Source organism: Actinocorallia herbida (genome assembly GCF_003751225.1).
Classification (GTDB): domain Bacteria; phylum Actinomycetota; class Actinomycetes; order Streptosporangiales; family Streptosporangiaceae; genus Actinocorallia; species Actinocorallia herbida.
In genome coordinates this window covers 3,996,988-4,012,095 of the sequence record NZ_RJKE01000001.1, presented here as the reverse complement: position 1 = coordinate 4,012,095, position 15,108 = coordinate 3,996,988, and the positions used below count along the sequence as shown (strand labels likewise).

The 15,108-nt window shown below is 71.5% G+C and carries 15 protein-coding genes; 7 read left to right on the top strand and 8 right to left on the bottom strand.

Annotation, left to right across the window (positions count from 1 at the left end; all coding sequences use genetic code 11):
* Positions 1 to 35: 35 nt before the first annotated feature.
* The 3 genes from EDD29_RS18570 to EDD29_RS18560 form a co-directional block, all read right to left on the bottom strand.
* Positions 36 to 1,361, bottom strand: coding sequence for an LLM class flavin-dependent oxidoreductase (locus EDD29_RS18570; RefSeq protein WP_123665622.1), 1,326 nt, complete (start codon positions 1,359 to 1,361; stop codon positions 36 to 38).
* A 90-nt stretch (positions 1,362 to 1,451) separates the two neighbouring features.
* On the bottom strand, positions 1,452 to 1,892 hold the full coding sequence (locus EDD29_RS18565; protein ID WP_123665621.1) for an SRPBCC family protein: 441 nt from the start codon (positions 1,890 to 1,892) through the stop codon (positions 1,452 to 1,454).
* A gap of 109 nt (positions 1,893 to 2,001) precedes the next feature.
* Entirely contained in the window at positions 2,002 to 3,858 is a 1,857-nt protein-coding gene (locus EDD29_RS18560) for a M14 family metallopeptidase (protein ID WP_246052840.1), read from the bottom strand.
* Positions 3,859 to 4,029: 171 nt separating this feature from the next.
* Between EDD29_RS18560 and EDD29_RS18555 the strand changes: the two genes are divergently transcribed.
* On the top strand, positions 4,030 to 4,575 hold the full coding sequence (locus EDD29_RS18555; RefSeq protein ID WP_148086009.1) for a hypothetical protein: 546 nt from the start codon (positions 4,030 to 4,032) through the stop codon (positions 4,573 to 4,575).
* A 5-nt stretch (positions 4,576 to 4,580) separates the two neighbouring features.
* On the opposite strand, the gene EDD29_RS18550 is transcribed toward EDD29_RS18555, so the two are convergent.
* Together EDD29_RS18550 and EDD29_RS45510 are read right to left on the bottom strand one after the other, a co-directional pair.
* Entirely contained in the window at positions 4,581 to 6,212 is a 1,632-nt protein-coding gene (locus EDD29_RS18550) for an ATP-binding protein (RefSeq protein ID WP_123665619.1), read from the bottom strand.
* A 3-nt stretch (positions 6,213 to 6,215) separates the two neighbouring features.
* Positions 6,216 to 6,392, bottom strand: coding sequence for a hypothetical protein (locus EDD29_RS45510; protein WP_170201462.1), 177 nt, complete (start codon positions 6,390 to 6,392; stop codon positions 6,216 to 6,218).
* Positions 6,393 to 6,595: 203 nt separating this feature from the next.
* Here EDD29_RS45510 and fxsT point away from each other — a divergent pair, with 203 nt between their 5' ends.
* Positions 6,596 to 9,091, top strand: a complete 2,496-nt coding sequence (gene fxsT, locus EDD29_RS18545; protein ID WP_170201461.1) for an FxSxx-COOH system tetratricopeptide repeat protein — start codon at positions 6,596 to 6,598, stop codon at positions 9,089 to 9,091.
* On the opposite strand, the gene EDD29_RS18540 is transcribed toward fxsT, so the two are convergent.
* From EDD29_RS18540 to EDD29_RS18530, 3 genes are all read right to left on the bottom strand, one after another.
* Entirely contained in the window at positions 9,088 to 10,194 is a 1,107-nt protein-coding gene (locus EDD29_RS18540; protein ID WP_246052838.1) for an aKG-HExxH-type peptide beta-hydroxylase, read from the bottom strand. The two genes, fxsT and EDD29_RS18540, sit on opposite strands and share 4 nt — an antisense overlap.
* Positions 10,195 to 10,423: 229 nt before the next feature.
* Entirely contained in the window at positions 10,424 to 11,530 is a 1,107-nt protein-coding gene (locus tag EDD29_RS18535; RefSeq protein WP_123665616.1) for a hypothetical protein, read from the bottom strand.
* Between the two features lie 234 nt (positions 11,531 to 11,764).
* Positions 11,765 to 12,193 (bottom strand): MarR family winged helix-turn-helix transcriptional regulator, encoded by a 429-nt coding sequence (locus tag EDD29_RS18530; protein ID WP_123665615.1) that lies wholly within the window; start codon positions 12,191 to 12,193, stop codon positions 11,765 to 11,767.
* An 88-nt stretch (positions 12,194 to 12,281) separates the two neighbouring features.
* On the opposite strand from EDD29_RS18530, the gene EDD29_RS18525 reads away from it, so the two are divergent.
* From EDD29_RS18525 to EDD29_RS18505, 5 genes are read left to right on the top strand one after another with little or no spacing between them, the layout of a single operon-like run.
* Positions 12,282 to 12,842: a quercetin 2,3-dioxygenase gene (locus EDD29_RS18525; protein WP_123665614.1), complete on the top strand. Its 561-nt coding sequence runs from the start codon at positions 12,282 to 12,284 to the stop codon at positions 12,840 to 12,842.
* Positions 12,824 to 12,991: a DUF1427 family protein gene (locus tag EDD29_RS18520; protein WP_211359784.1), complete on the top strand. Its 168-nt coding sequence runs from the start codon at positions 12,824 to 12,826 to the stop codon at positions 12,989 to 12,991. Before EDD29_RS18525 ends, EDD29_RS18520 begins: the two co-directional genes overlap by 19 nt.
* Positions 12,988 to 13,188, top strand: a complete 201-nt coding sequence (locus tag EDD29_RS18515) for a DUF1427 family protein (protein WP_123665613.1) — start codon at positions 12,988 to 12,990, stop codon at positions 13,186 to 13,188. Before EDD29_RS18520 ends, EDD29_RS18515 begins: the two co-directional genes overlap by 4 nt.
* 11 nt (positions 13,189 to 13,199) lie before the next feature.
* A complete protein-coding gene (locus tag EDD29_RS18510; RefSeq protein WP_123665612.1) occupies positions 13,200 to 14,174 on the top strand; it encodes an amidohydrolase family protein in 975 nt (324 codons plus the stop codon).
* Positions 14,171 to 15,094, top strand: coding sequence for an alpha/beta hydrolase (locus EDD29_RS18505; protein WP_123665611.1), 924 nt, complete (start codon positions 14,171 to 14,173; stop codon positions 15,092 to 15,094). Before EDD29_RS18510 ends, EDD29_RS18505 begins: the two co-directional genes overlap by 4 nt.
* Positions 15,095 to 15,108 lie beyond the last annotated feature (14 nt).

The window sequence follows — 15,108 nt, the reverse complement described above, 5'->3', positions numbered from 1 at the left end:
GGCCTGCCACCCCGATCGGGTGGGCGACTTCGGGGCTACCCCGCCACCGGGTCCAGGCCGAGGTGGTCGCGGAGGGTCGTGCCGGTGTACTCGTCACGGAAGAGGCCGCGGCGCTGGAGCTCGGGGACGACCGCGTCGACGAAGTCGTTGAAGGCGCCCGGCGTCTGGGCCGCGGAGATCATGAAACCGTCGGCCTCGCCGCCGCGGAAGGCGTCCTCCAGCTGGTCGGCGACGTCGGAGGCGGTGCCGACGAACTGCGGGAGGAGGACCCCCTGGGCGTAGAGCCTGCCGATGTCGCGCAGGGTCAGGTTGTCGCGGGCGCTGAGGCGGCGCGCGACGTCGAACAGGCCCTGGGTGCCCGGCACCTTGATGTCCTCGACCGGGGCGTCGAGGTCATGCTGGGAGAAATCGTGGTCGGTGTGGGTCGACAGCGTGATGAGGCCGGAGACCGGGTCGGCGAGCTCGTTGTGGAACGCCTGCTTCTCGCGCGCGATGGACTCGGTCTCGCCCACGAACGTCATCACGGCCGGGAAGATCAGCACCTTCTCCGGATCGCGGCCCGCGTCGGACACACGCGACTTGATGTCGTCGTAGTACGCGCGGCGGCCTTCGGGCGTCGGATCGATCTCGAAGATCGCCTCCGCCCAGCGCGCGGCGAAGTCCTTGCCCTTCGACGACGCACCGGCCTGGATGAGCACGGGACGTCCCTGCGGAGAGCGCGGGACGTTCAACGGACCCCGTGTCCTGTAGAACTTGCCGTCATGGTCGACCCTGCGGATCTTGTCCGGGTCGGCGAAGACGCCCGACGCCTTGTCCGCGACGATCGCGTCGGCGTCCCAGCTCTCCCACAGCTTCGCCGCGACCTCCACGAACTCCTGGGCCTTGTCGTAGCGCAGGTCGTGTTCGAGGTGCTCGGCGACGCCGAAGTTCAGCGCCTCGGCCTGGCTCAGTGAGGTGACGATGTTCCACCCCGCCCGCCCGCGGCTCAGGTGGTCGAGCGACGCGAAGGCGCGCGCGACGTCATACGGGTGGAAGTACGTCGTGCTCTTGGTGACCGCGACCCCCAGCCGCTGCGTCACCGCCGCGATGCTCGACGCCACGAGCACCGGATCGAGCGTCGCCGACGCCTGGGTACCCCGCCGCAGCCCCTCCTCGATCCCCCCGCCGAACCGGCTCGGCCCCGCCAGCAGATCGGCGAAGAACACGAAGTCGAACTTCCCCCGCTCCAGGATCCGCCCGACCCGGTGATAGTGCGCGTGATCGAACACCCCGGGATCCGACCCGGGATGCCGCCACGCCGCGTGCGAGTGCGTGACCTGCGAAGCGATCTGAAACCCACCGAGATGAAGCTGCCGCGCCATGACCCGTCCTTCGTCCGAGATACCTAACCTCACAATACAGGTCATATTGGTATGAAATAGCCGTGCGCGGACGGGGCGTCCGGCCGACGGTCACGTCGGCAGCGCGTCGAGGACCGTCTTCATCCGGGCCGCACCGGCGTCGGCGAGGTGTTCCAGGGAGGGGCGCAGGAAGGGCACGGCCAGGCGGGCCAGTCCCTTGAAGCGGAAATCGACCTGATAGCGGACTCGGCAGCCGGTGCTCAGAGGTTCGAAGTGAAGATCGTCGATCGTGGTGACGGTCTTGTTGTCCCCGATGAAGGTGACGCGTACGCCTGGGACGAGTTCCGTGAGGCGGTAGACGAGGGTGGTCTCGCGGCCTCGGAAGCGGGAGACGTTCTCGAAGCGGGAGCCCACGCGGACAGGGCCTTCGTCCAGTCTTCGGCAGCTGACGGTTCCCGGATCCCAGGCCTCCGCCGTCGTGAAGTCCGTCAGGTACCGCGCCACGGCCTCCGTGGGGGCGGACGTCTCGATGGCGCGCAGCAGAACAGTCATTTCCCTACCTCCTTCTCACCTCCCCGTATTCGCGGCGGAACCCCGCTTCGGTTGCTTCGTCCGGAGGAAGAATGGGAGGGCCGGGCCCTGGGGCCCGGCCCGATAGGGGTCAGGACTGGGTGATGGTGAGGTCGTCCAGGGCGGCCTCTACGAGGCTGGCGGTGGCGGAGTCGTTGGCTTCCACCTGGAGGCGGACCGTCTGGCCGGCGAAGGCGGAGATGTCGATGTTGGAGAGGGACCAGACGGCGTTGCGGTTGGAGGCGGCGCCGGGGAGGTCGAGGACGGTCGTGGTGGTGGTGCCGACGACCTTGACGCGGAGGTAGTCGGCGGAGGTGGCGTTGGTGCCGTGGGCCAGGTAGCTCTGGAAGGAGAGGCGGAGGGTGCCGGTGGACGGGAGGGTGATGGCCGGGGAGCGGGCGGTGGTCAGGCCGCCGTCCAGGTCGTAGGCGCCCGCGCTGGAGCCCGCGAGGGGGCCGGTGACCAGGGCGTTACTGCCGCTGGGGGTGGCGTCCAGCTGCTTGGCGCCGCTCGAGGTGGTGGCGGCCGGGTTGCCGCGCTCCCACACGCCCAGGGTGGCGGTGTCGGTGCCCGCCGGGTTGACGGTCCAGCCCGCGGCGGTCTCGAAGGTGTCCTGCCAGACCGTGGTGGCGGGGGTGCCACCGCAGTACTGGGCCTCCTTGCCGATGACGCGGTAGGGGCAGTCGGCGTACTCCAGGAGTCGCAGGACGGCCTCCTTGTTGATGGACGTCTGCGGGACGATCTGCTCATCGGGCGGGTAGAAGCCGCCGCCGGTGCCGGACGGGCCGGGGTACATCTCGAAGGTGTAGTTGAAGACCTTCTCCGAGCCCCACAGCCAGTCGTTGATGGTGCCGTCGGTGATGTAGAGGTCGGAGGCCTGCTCGGGCGTGTAGCCGTTGGTGGCGGCCATGTTCTGGCCGAGCGCGGCGTGCGCGTCCCGGTCGTCCTGGGTGAGGCCCGTCCCGAGGTCGGCGGTGGTGTAGCCGTACGGCCAGAGGACGAGCTGGCTGTAGGTGTGGAAGTCGATGGCGGCCTTGAGCTGCTGCACGCCGCCGACCCTGCGGCTGCGGACGAAGTCCGCGACCTTCTTCACCTCGGGCGCCGACTCGGCGGACGGCCCCCTGTAGGTCTCACTGCTGGTCGTGCCGGACGAACCGCCGCAGCAGCCCCACAGGTAGGCCCAGTTCCGGTTCAGGTCGGTGCCGACGTTGCTGCTTCCGGTGTTGGGCTGCCGGTTCTTACGCCAGCTCCGGTAGGCGCCGGTCGCGATGTCGTACTCGCCGCCGTCGGGGTTGAGGTCGGGCAGAAGCCAGATCTCGCGGCTGTCGACGAGGGTGGTGATCCGGGAGTCCGTCCCGTAGTTGTCGAGCAGCTGGTGCAGCGTGTAGAGCGCCATCTCGACGGTCAGGTGCTCACGCGCGTGCTGGTGGTGCGTGAACATCACTTCGGGCTCGGACTCGTCGGTCGCGACGTTGTCGCTGATCTTGAGCAGGATGATGTCGCGTCCCTCGTAGGACGTGCCGACGCTCAGCTTCTGCACGATCGACGGGTGCGCCGCCACCAGCGCGTTGATCTCCGCCGTCATCTCGGCGTAGTTGTGGTAGCTCGCGTCCGCCGTCGGGAAGTCGAACGTCGTCACGCTCCCCGACGGGCTCGGCCCGCCCGCGTCCGGACCGGGCCCGGGCAGCGCGGTCACCGTGTACCCGAGCCGCTTGATCGCGGCGATCTCGCTCGTGGTGGCCGTGACGACCACGTGGTCGGCGAGCACGCCGTCGATCGCCGCGCCCGTGCGCGCGATCCGCGTCCGCTCGTCCGCCGTGCTCGGACCCTGGACCTTGTACTGGGTGCCGCCGCTCTCGGCGGCACCCGCCGTCGTGTTCCCGGTCATCGCCGTCCCGATGACCAGCAGCACAAAAGTGAGTGCTGCGACAAGCCTGCGCCTGTTCAACGCGAGTTCCTCCTGGGGGGATCAGAGGCGTTACATCTCCCGTGAATTCTCAGCTTGAACAGGCGAATCCCTGAGCCTTCCCCACGACCACCTCCGGCCTCACGGCGATGGTGTCGACCCGGCCCGAGCCGATCCCTGCCCCAGAGGCGCACAGTCCGGCAATAATGCGGTATGCCGGATCCATCCCTTTGGCCGTCGGTCATCACCGCGAGCAGCGCCGTGGTGGGCGTGGCGACCACCATGTGGGGCACGTCGCGACTGGAGAGCAAGAAGTCGCAGCGGGCCGAGCGGCAGCGGAGCGCGGAGCGGGTGGCGGGCATGTACGGCGAGCTCGCCGCCGCGACGGGCCAGATCATCGTGGCCGCGGACGCCATCGGCGACCAGTACCGCCACGACATGAGCGTCCGCCTCGATGAACTCCAGCGGCTGGCCTCCGCGGTCGCCACCGAGGCGAACCGCGCCTACTTCCTGGCTCCGGGACCGATCGGCGACGCGATCCTCGCCCTACGGGACGAGGTCCAGACGCTCGCCGCGACCGCGGCGGCCACCGCCCGCCTCGCCGCCCCGGCCCCCGAGGCGACGGCCGCGAGTGGCCAGCTCGCCGAGCCCCTCGACACCGCGCCGGTCAAGGCGGGACTGACCGTCTTCCTGTCCACGGTGCGCGCCCAGCGCCCCGCCTCCCGCTGGCGCAGGGCCCTGCGCCCCTCCGAAGACTGACGGCCTCACTCGCCGAGGAGGCTGAGCGCGATCTCGCGCTGGTGCGGAGGGAGCTCCGGACGGCTCGCCTGGACGGCGCGGCGGGCCAGGTCCGCGGCCGCGTTCGCCCTGCCGCTGAGGGTCTCCACGCGGGCCGCGTACAGGAGGACCGAGGCGTTGTCCGGGGCGTCGTCGAGAGCCGAGCCGATCTCGGCGCGGGCCGCAGCGAAGTCGCTCATCGTGGCCAGCGCGAGGGCGCGCGCGGCGCGGGCGGTGGGCCACAGGTCGCGGCCCGCGCGGTCGAAGTCGCGCAGGGCGTTCTCGGCCTGGCCGAGGTCGGCGAGGATCTCTCCGCGTGCCCGCAGGACCAGCGGACGGTCGGCGTCGGCGCGCAGAAGGTTCGTCAGCAGGGCGATCGCGCCCCTTCCCTCGCCGAGGTACCACAGCGCTCGCGCCAGCTCGGTCTGCACGACGGGGTCGCCGGGCATCCGCGCGGCGGCCGCGCGCAACTGCTCTATCCCGTCCTCCAGCCTTCCGCGGAACAGCCGGAGCTGGCCGATCGCGGCGAGCAGCCTGCCCACCGCGTAGCTGTCCTGTCCCGCCTCGTAGAGGCTGGCCGCGGTCTGGTAGTGCGCCTCGGCGTCGTCGGCGTCGCTCTCGCCCCACGCGGTATTGCCGAGCACCGCCTCCGAGCGCGCCTTCACCCGTAGCGACGAGCTCGCCCCCAGGGCGAGTTCCGCATGGCGCCGTGCCGCGGGCCAGTCCCCGACGGCCAGGGCCGCCTCGGCGGCGGTGAGATGCTCGTCGGGGGTCTGTTCTGCGGGCGTCTCGAACCGCGACAGCCAGGTCGCGACGGGGAAGGGACCCGCGATGGGCCGGAAGTCCGGATGCTCCCGCCAGAGCGCGCGGGCGACGGTCTGCAGGCGTCCCGGATCGACCTCGCCGCCCGCGGTCAGCTCCGCGATCAGCGACTCGGCGGCCCCCTGCGCGAAGCTCCCGCCGACCGCCTCGACGGGGCGGACCAGCGCCTCCAGGGCGGCTTCCGGATCGAGTCCCGCAAGCTCGACGTGGGCCGGCGCCAGCCCGTCGAACAGCCCGTCGACGAGTCCGGACTGCTCGGCGCGCACGCTGATGAGCAGCCGCAGATCGGGCTGGTCGGCGAGCAACTCAATGATCTGATCGCGAAAGTCCAGCCGATTCCACTCTCTGACGGCCCGGCCGACGAACAGCTCCTCACCGTGGTCTATCGCGGCGAAGAACGGCTTTCGCGAGCGAATGGCGTCAGAACGGCGTGGCCGCTGCCGGAAGAAAGGAACGAGCGACCTTCCGGCGAGCGTCGCCGGGTCCGCCTCCAACCAAGCGGACAGCAGGGCCAGAATAATGACATTGTGCTCAGGAAGGGCCGCCGACGGAAAAGCCGACCCATAAGACACGCCGCCGAGCGGCAGGACGTCTTCGCCCGCGTCCCGCAGTGCCGCCTGCGCCCCGGCCCGGATCAGCGAGGTCTTGCCGCATCCCGGCGGTCCGGACAGCACGGTCAGCCGATGCGTCCGCCAGGCCTCGGCCAGCGCGTCGGCCTGGCGCCGCCTCCCGAAGAACAGCGGCGCATCCTCTTCGGTGAACGGCCTGCCTCCCGGAAAGGGCTGGGGGTGTCGCACGGGTCAGGCCTCGTCAGGGGCGGTGCCGGCGCCGAGAGCCGGATCCTGGTTGCCGATCAACGGGCCCGTCACCTGTTCGTCCAGCACATGGCCCACCAGCTCGCCCAGCCGCTCCTGCCCGATCCGGTCGAGGTCGCGAAGGGTGAGTCCGTCGAGACCGGACAGCGGGTTCTCGTTCATGGCGGAGTTCCCGTCCTCTCGGGGGTCGCAAACGGGATTCCCCGCTCGCGGGCCTGGGAATCTAGCCGAATCAGGCATTGGCTCTTCCATCACTGCACACGAATACAGCCCCGGCACCATGTTTGTCGATCGAAGCCGCCGCGCGCCCGCCGATCGCCCGGTGATGGCGGGCGCTCTCGGTGAATGTTTGTTACGGTGACGGCGTGACGCAGCGCGGAGAGCTCGGATATGTCCCTCGTGTGTGGGGAAAGGTCCCGCTGCGCAACCGGAACTTCACCGGACGGGAGCGCGAACTCGAGCTTCTGAAGCAGAGCCTCGTCGGGCAGCAGACCGCGGTCGTGCCGCAGGCCCTGCGTGGAATGGGCGGCGTCGGCAAGACCCAGCTCGCCGTGGAGTACGCGCATCGCAACAAGCACCGGTACGACCTCGTCTGGTGGATCCCCGCCGACCAGCCGAGCCTCATCGCGTCCACCATCGCCGCCCTCTCACCCGAACTGGGGCTCGGTGACGTCAACGCCCAGGGCGTCCGGGAGACCGCCGCCGCGGTGATCAACGCGCTGCGCCGCGGCGAGCCGTACGGCAACTGGCTGCTGATCTTCGACAACGCCGGGGAACCGCGCGACCTCGACGAGTTCATCCCGGCCGACTCCGGCCATGTGCTCATCACCTCCCGCAATCCCGACTGGAAGACCAGGGTCGAGACCGTCGAGGTCGACGTCTTCGACCGGGCCGAGAGCATCGAGTTCCTGAACCGGCGGGTGCGCCGGCAGCTCGGTGACGCCGAAGCGAGCCGGCTCGCCGAGCGCCTCGGGGACCTGCCGCTCGCGCTCGAGCAGGCGGGCGCGCTCCAGGCCGAGGCCGCCATGGAGATCGGCGAGTACCTGGAGCTGCTGGCGCAGAAGCCCACCGAGGCGATGGGCCTGCTCGCGCCGCCCGACTACCCGCAGTCGATGGCCGACGCATGGCTACTGTCGACCCAGGGTCTGGAGCGGGCCCTGCCGGAGGCGCTGGAACTGCTCAAGGTGTGCGCCTTCTTCGGTCCCGAGCCGATCCCGGTGGACATCTTCCGGCGCGGCTCCGTCCACGATGACTCCCTGCTGTCGCGGACCCTGTCGGACCCCGTCCGCCGCTCGATGGCGATCCGCATGATCGGCAAGTTCGCGCTGGCGACGATCGAAGACCGCCAGATCCATGTGCACCGGCTCGTCCAGTCCTTCCTCAAGGACACCATCGACCCCGCCGAGTACGACTCCTACAAGCACCATGTGCACCAGCTCCTGGCCGGGGCGGCACCGACCGACCCCGATCAGGAGTCCCGCTGGCCGCAGTTCGCCGAGCTCGTCCCGCACGTGCGGCCGTCGGAGCTGGCCGCCTGCGCCACGCCGAAGGTACGGCAGTTCGCGGTCAACCTGGTCCGCTATCTCATCTCCTATGGCGACACCGCGAGCGCGCGCGCCTTCGTCGACGACTTCATCTCCGCGTGGGAGGACAAGCCCCTCGACGGGGATCCGAGCCTGCTCATCGCCAGGAACCGGCTGGCGAGCATCCTGCGCGTCGAGGAGGGCTACGAGGCGGCCTACCGGCTCCGGGCGGAGGCACTGCAGCAGGCCAGGAACGAGTTCGGTCCCGTCCATCCGGTGACCCTGGCGCTCCAGGTCGCGCTCGGCACCGACCTGCGGGGCCTCGGTGACTTCGCGGGAGCTCTCGCCCACGACACCGAGGCGCGGCGCAGGCATGAGGAGGTGTTCGGGACCGAGCACCCGCGGACCTGGAACATCGTGCACAACCAGGCGCTCGACCTCGTGGTCAACAGCCGCTACCCCGAGGCCAGGGAGCAGCACCGGCAGATCTTCGAACTCCAGAGCGGGGCTACCTCGGGCGTCAGCAAGATCGAGGTGCTGACATCGTGGGGCGGCCTCGCCCGCGCGCTACGGCTGTGCGGTGACCTCGACGAGGCCCGCTTCCTCAGCGAAGACGCCTATGATTTCGGCAAGGAGGCCCTCGGCTCCGAGCACTTGAGGACGCTCCAGGTCGGCATCGACCTGTCCATCGCGCTGCGCAGGGCCGGTGAGCATGACGAGGCGCTGAGCCTGATCCGTCAGGTCCATGCCTCGCACGCCGCCCGATTCCCGCGCGACCCGCAGATCCTCAGCTCCGCCAACGCGCTCGCCAACGCCCTGCGCATGGTCGGCGAATTCGACGAGGCGGCCCAGATCATGTACCTGGCGCTGACCGGATATCCGCTCATGTACCGGGAAGGGCACCCGTACGCCTTGGCCTCCGCGGGCAACGCGGCGATCCTGCACCGGCTGCGCGGCGACGTCGCGGAGGCCAGGCGCATCAACGAGACGAGCCTGGCCGGGCTCCGCGAACAACTGGGGTTCGCGCACGACTACACGCTGACGGTCGCGGTCAACCTGGCGAGCGACCTGAGCGCCCTCGGCCTCCTCGACGAGGCGTGCGAACTCGGGCAGCGGTGCCACACTGCCTACCTGACCCTTTTCGGCCCAGACGACCCGGCGACGCTCGTGGCCGGGCTGAACCTGGCGCGCGACCTCCAGGCGACGGGCCGCGGCGACGGTGGCTTCGACATCTCGCTCGAACTTCTCGCCGGGCGCAGGGGCGCGGACCACCCCGAGATCGTCGACGTCCGCGCCGGGCACCGCCTGAACCCCGATTTCGACGCGCCGCCGATCTAGCGGTGCTCCTCCTGCCACCGGAGACGGTGCCCGAGCGTCTGCTCGCGGGCGAGACGCCGTGCCCGGTCCGGTACCGGCTCGTCCAGCCAGGACGTCAATGAGCCGCGCATCGTCCGGACGAAGAAGTCACCGGCCTCGGTGAGGCATCCGGCGGCCAGAAGGTCGGCGCACGCGGTCAGGGTGCTGTCGCGCCAGCGCACGAACTGGACGTGTGCGTGCGTTCCGTCCTGCGCCGCGCGCTGACGGCGCCAGAATCCGGTGACGCCGAGATGGGCGTAGGCGCCGTGCAGCAGCCCGAGCGCCGGTCGGGGATCGCGCCGCCACGGCGCGTAGAACAACTCCTGGTGGTCCGGCCGGACCAGCGGGACTTCGGCTTGCAGCGCGGCCATCTTCGCGTGCTGGACCTCGTGCGCGAGCGTCATCGCCGCCGCCACCGGATCGGGCGGCAGCGTCATCGCGACGCAGCCGAAGGCTCCCGGCACCGTCGCATGGCGCTGCCCCGGCCCGGGCAGCGGCGCGATCGACCGCACCAGGGCGCGGAGTTCGGCCGCGACGGACCAGTGCCGCCGCAGCAGCACTCCGCCCGCCTCCCCGAGGAGCCGCTCCCACTGCCGGCGGCGCCCGCCGAAGCTCCCGGGCGGTAGTCCCGGCGTACGGTGCGCGGCGATGTCGTCGAGCAGGATGTCGGCGCCCGCTACGCCGGCCCGCCCCAGCGCGCGCCAGCCCGGCCCGTCCAGATCCAGCTCTTCCCCTCCTACGGTGACCGCGCCTTTGCGCACCGCCCACTCCCCCGCCGGCCGGTCGTCGGCCGCCTTCCCGAGTGAAGGCAGTTCGAGCGGCATCCCGTCGGCCGGCCCGGGTCCGTCCTCGCCGCACCGGACGGCGACCGCCGCCGCGATGTTCCCGAGGAACTCGGGCGGGGCGTGACCCAGCAACGCCGCCCGCGCCCAGGCGCGGACGGGCGGATACCGCAGGACGACGGCCGCCGGCTCGGGATGCCGCGCTTCCAGGTCCTCGAGCAGACCGTAGGCGCAGGGCATCGGATGACGCCGGTGCACCCCCCAGAGCAGCAGCCGGACCCGCGTGTCCTGGTCGGCCGCCAAGCGCGCGATGGTCTCGGGACGACCGGATCCGGCGGCCAACGCCGCGAGCTCACCCTCTGAGACCACCCGTGTCCGCCGATCACTTAGCCCGTCCGATGATGGTAATTCTCACCAAGAACGGCACCAAGACTTGCGGCACATGAGGCGTTCCTCCCGTCCGCCGCTCCCCGCCGCGTCCGGCGGAGAGCGGAAGTCGGACGCCCGGCGGGGTTCGCCCGTTCGTCCGGGCTCAGAAGTCCAGGGTGGCGAGGATCGCGTCGAAAGCGGCGTCGAAGGCCGCGCCGGTGAGGAGGGTCCCGTCTTCGGGGGCATCGGCTTCGCCGGGGATCGGGAGAAGGACGGGAGGGGCGGCGTACATGCTGGTGCGATCGATCCAGCGGCCGGCGTGGGCGGGGGCCACCGCGGCGCGGATCTGGTCCAGGTAGCCCGCGCTGTAGGCGGGCCAGGCCAGTTCGAGGGGGGCGCGCAGCTTGGCGCGGGCCTTGTCGATCTTCTGGGCGGCGCGTGCCCGGCCACCGTTGGCGTCGGCCAGGTGGTAGAAGTCGGTGAGCAGGGCGCGCAGGTCGGCCGAGTAGCGCTCGTAGGTCCGCGTGCGGTCGATGGCCGGTTTGTCCTTGGGGCCCTTGAGCACGGGGACGTAGACGGCGGCCTTCATGGCCGCGGTGATCTGGGCGGCTCCGGCCTTGCCCGCGGCCCGGCCGACGGCCACGCAGCGGTTCAGCTCGTCGGCGTTGTCCTTCGGGCGGGTGTCCGCGAACACCTTGAGCCGGTCGTACACCTTGGCGGCGGAGGAGGGCAGAGCCGCCGTCGCCGCCTTGACGGACGCGGCCTTGAGATAGGCGACGTAGTCGGCCCACGCCGTGTCCTCGGCCTTGGAATAGGCGCGCGACGCCTTGCGCATCGCCTCGTTCCGCGCCGGATACACGTCGACGAGGATCGGACCGGTCGACGTCCAGTGCACGTAGCCGCTCGGGGCCCGGATGACGACGCCCAGGACCCCGAGGATCCCTAGCTCGGTCGCGAGCTGCGCGGCGAACCCGTCGGGCTCGCCCGTGTGGCAGCCGACGACGGTGAGGGTGTCGCCGCCGCGCAGCCCCCGCGCGACCAGCTCGGCGGCGAACCTGTCCGGCCACGGCTGGTCCGCGAAGAACCCGACGACCCCGTGCCCGACCACGTAGTTGCCCCCGGGCGGCCGCACCGCCGGGACGTTCCCCGCGTACCTGTCGGGCACCGGCCCGGTAGCCGCCAGCGTCGTCACCGTCTCCTTCAGCTCGAGGCTGTACTTGATCGCGGAGAGGCTGTCGCTGGGCTCGTCGTATCCACCGTGCAGAATCATTGACCAATGGTGATGCTCCGCCCACGTTCGCACCATGCCCCGGCGGTGACATCACCCGGTCCTTCCGCACCCTCCCCGCGCGAGGGCCCCGGGCGGCGGGCCGCCGTCCACCGGGCCGTGCGGCCGCGGGGCTGCCCGGTCCGGTGCGCGACACCGCCTCCGCGGGTGTCCTCCTGCTTCGGGCGTTCGCGGCGCCCTAGGGCACCGCCCGGCTCGTCACCGCCGGTACCGCCTTCAGCGCGGGGTGAGGGGCGGGCCCCAGTCCGTGCGCAGGGCCTCGGTGAGGGCGGTGACGGTGGCGGGGCCGATGCGGTCGGCGAGGGCGCCCTCCATCCGGGCGATGTGGCCGCGGGCGACGGCGTCGATGCGGCGGCCCTCGGCCGTCATGCGGATCCGGCGGCGACGGGCCGAATCCGGATCCGGCTCCTGGCAGAGCAGGCCCATTCCGATGAGGGCGTGCACCGCCTGGTGGGCGCTCTGCCTGGCCACGCCCATCCGGCGCGCCAGCTCGGCGACGGTCGTGCCCTCGGCGTCGAGGGCGCTGAACACCAGCTGCTGGGCATAGCTGATCGGCTGCTCGCCGTCGGCCTCCATGGCCGAGGCGAGCCCCGTCTCGAACCAGTGCCGGGCGGCGCCGAGCAGCTGGGGAAGGTTCTGCGCCATCGCCGGCCCCCTCGGAAGATCTTCCGGGCCCAGCCTAGTCCGATCCAGCCATGTCAGGTAGCCTGACACAACCGAGAGGAGCCACCCCATGACCATCGAGTACGCCACCCGGTACCGCAGCCGCTCGTTCATCCCCCCTGAGCCCGGCAAGCCCTACTTCGTGGAGAAGGGCCTAGGTGACCGAGCCCACCTGTTCACCGACCTGTTCACCATCTACGCGGGCGGCGAGCAGACCGAGAACACCTTCAACTTCTTCACCTGCGAGGGGCCGAGGGGCGACATCATCCCGGCGCACTCCCACCCGGACACCTACGAGGTCTTCTACATCGGGCAGGGGGCCGTCCGCCTGTTCGTCGAGGACACCGAGGGCGAGCAGTACGAGAGGCTGCTGTCCGCGGGGGACTTCGGGTTCGTGCCGAAGAACTGCCCGCACGCCTACCGGATCGAGCAGCACCACAGCCTGATCGTCGGTGTCGCGGCGGGGCCGGGCGGAACGTTCGAGCGGTTCTTCGAGAACCTCGGGGCGCCGACCGACGCCCTCGGCCTCCCGCCCGCGCCCGTCGTGCCCGCGCCCGCCAAGTTCGGGACGGTTCCCCGGGCCTACGACGTCCGGTTCCTTCCGGGGCAGGAATGGCGGACGGGTTCCTGATGCCGTACCTCCAGGCGCTGGCCGCGGGCCTGCTCGTCGGCGTGCTGTACGCGGTGGTCCGGGTGGATTCGCCCGCGCCGCCACCGGTCGCGCTGTTCGGCCTGCTCGGCATGCTCGCGGGGCAGGCGGCCCTGGCGGCGGCGCTATGAGCACGTTCGCGCGGCGCGCCGGGCTCGCCTTCGCCCTCGGCTCGATCATGGGCGGTGTCTACTGGGCGCTCGACGTGACCTCGCCCGCCCCGCCGCTGATCGGCCTCACCGGCCTGCTCGGCATCGTCGCCGGCGAACGCGCGGGCGCCTTCGTGCTCGGCGGGCTGCGCACCCCGGAAGAACCCGAGCGAGACTGAGGAGGGTTCCCGTGGAACCCGGATTCATCGATGTACACGCCCATTTCGTCACCGACGCCTACGTGGCGCGGGCGAGGGCGGCGGGACACGAGCGGCCCGACGGCGTCCCTGGGTGGCCCACCTGGTCGGCGACCGCGCACCTGGAACTGATGGACGCCGCGGGCATCGCGGTCTCGGTGCTGTCGATGTCGTCGCCGGGGGTCCACTTCGGCGACGACCCGGCGGCGCGGACCCTGGCCCGCGAGGTCAACGAGGACGGCGCGGCGGTCGTCCGCGACCATCCCGGCAGGTTCGGCATGTTCGCCTCCCTCCCTCTGCCCGACGTCGACGGCGCGCTCTCCGAGATCACGCACGCCTTCGACGTGCTGGGCGCCGACGGCGTCGTGCTGGAGACCAACACGCACGGCGTGTACCTCGGCGACGAACGGCTGGCCCCCGTCTGGGCCGAGCTCGACCGGCGCGAGGCCGTGGTGTTCCTGCACCCGACGTCGCCGGTGTGCTGGGAGCGGTCGGCGCTCGGACGGCCCCGGCCCATGGTCGAGTTCATCTTCGACACCGCCCGCACCGTCACCGACCTGCTGTTCGCCGGGACCCTGCGGCGCCATCCGGGCGTCAAGGTGATCGTGCCGCACTGCGGCGGTGCGCTGCCCGTGCTGGCCGACCGGATCAACGGCTTCATGCGGCTGTTCATGCCGCCCGGAACCGAGGCGCCGGACGCACTCGCGGAACTGCGCGGCCTCTACTACGACACCGCGGGCCCCGCCTTCCCCCGCCAGATCCCGGCGCTGCTCGCGCTCGCCGAGCCGGACCGGCTGCTCTTCGGCACCGACTACTGCTGGACGCCCTCCCCCGCCGCCCTGGCCGCCGCGGGCGCGTTCGACGCGGCCGAACCGCCCGTCCCCGGCGCGACCTGGCGCTCCCTGACGACGGCCAACGCCCGCACCCTCCTGCCCCGCCTCACCGCCTCCGAAGGAGGCCACACATGACCTTCCCGTTCGAGCTCCTCGCTCCGCCCGACCCTGCCGTCCTTCCGCTGCCTCCCGCCGCCGAGCCCGAGCCGGGAGTCCGGCTCGTGAGCGGGGCGGTCTACGACGTGCCCGATGGCCGCCGTCCGCTGGAACTCGACCTCTGGCTGCCCGCCGACGCCGCGGCCCCGGTGCCCGTCATCGTCTTCGTGCACGGCGGGGCCTGGCGGACGGGCCTGCGCACCGACCTGGGCCCGCGCTTCCGGTCGTGGCGGCCCGGCCCGTTCGCCCACCTGGTCCGAGCGGGCTTCGCCGTCGCGTGCCCGACCTACCGGCTGAGCGGCGAGGCCGCGCACCCCGCGCAGCGCGACGACCTGGGCCGCGCCCTCGACTGGCTGCACGCCCGCGCGGGGGAACTGGGCCTCGACACCTCCCGGACGATGCTCTGGGGCGAGTCGGCGGGCGGCCACCTGGCGGCTCTCACCGCGTTGACCCGGCCCTGGAACTCCGGTGCGACGGTGACGGGCTGCATCGCCTGGTACGCCCCGTCCGACTTCCTCGGCCTGGCCGAGGACTCCAGCTTCGACCCCACCGCTCCCGGCACCTTCGAGGCGCTGTTCCTCGGCGCGCCCCCTGCCGACGTGCCCGATCGCGCGGTGGACGCGAGCCCCGCCCGTCAGGCCACCGGCGAAGCTCCGGCGTTCCTCGTCCTCCACGGCACCGCCGACTCCCTCGTCCCCTTCGCCCAGTCCGAACGCCTGGCCGCGGCCCTGACGGCGGCGGGCGCCCCCGTCGAATTCCGGCCCGTCGAGGGTGCGGACCATCTCTGGGTGGGCATACCCGACGAGGCCGTGGCCGACTGCTTCTCCCGTTCCCTCGCCTTCTCCCTGGCCGTCACCTCGCACACCCGACCGGGCCAGGCCGGGGTTTCCTCTAAATAGACATTTACGTCTGT

Excerpts from the sequence above, each read along its gene's own strand:
- EDD29_RS18570 (WP_123665622.1), bottom strand. The coding sequence starts at position 1,361 with ATGGCGCGGCAGCTTCATCTCGGTGGGTTTCAGATCGCTTCGCAGGTC.
- EDD29_RS18565 (WP_123665621.1), bottom strand. The coding sequence starts at position 1,892 with ATGACTGTTCTGCTGCGCGCCATCGAGACGTCCGCCCCCACGGAGGCC.
- EDD29_RS18555 (WP_148086009.1), top strand. The coding sequence starts at position 4,030 with ATGCCGGATCCATCCCTTTGGCCGTCGGTCATCACCGCGAGCAGCGCC.
- EDD29_RS45510 (WP_170201462.1), bottom strand. The coding sequence starts at position 6,392 with ATGAACGAGAACCCGCTGTCCGGTCTCGACGGACTCACCCTTCGCGAC.
- EDD29_RS18535 (WP_123665616.1), bottom strand. The coding sequence starts at position 11,530 with ATGATTCTGCACGGTGGATACGACGAGCCCAGCGACAGCCTCTCCGCG.
- EDD29_RS18530 (WP_123665615.1), bottom strand. The coding sequence starts at position 12,193 with ATGGCGCAGAACCTTCCCCAGCTGCTCGGCGCCGCCCGGCACTGGTTC.
- EDD29_RS18525 (WP_123665614.1), top strand. The coding sequence starts at position 12,282 with ATGACCATCGAGTACGCCACCCGGTACCGCAGCCGCTCGTTCATCCCC.
- EDD29_RS18520 (WP_211359784.1), top strand. The coding sequence starts at position 12,824 with ATGGCGGACGGGTTCCTGATGCCGTACCTCCAGGCGCTGGCCGCGGGC.
- EDD29_RS18515 (WP_123665613.1), top strand. The coding sequence starts at position 12,988 with ATGAGCACGTTCGCGCGGCGCGCCGGGCTCGCCTTCGCCCTCGGCTCG.
- EDD29_RS18505 (WP_123665611.1), top strand. The coding sequence starts at position 14,171 with ATGACCTTCCCGTTCGAGCTCCTCGCTCCGCCCGACCCTGCCGTCCTT.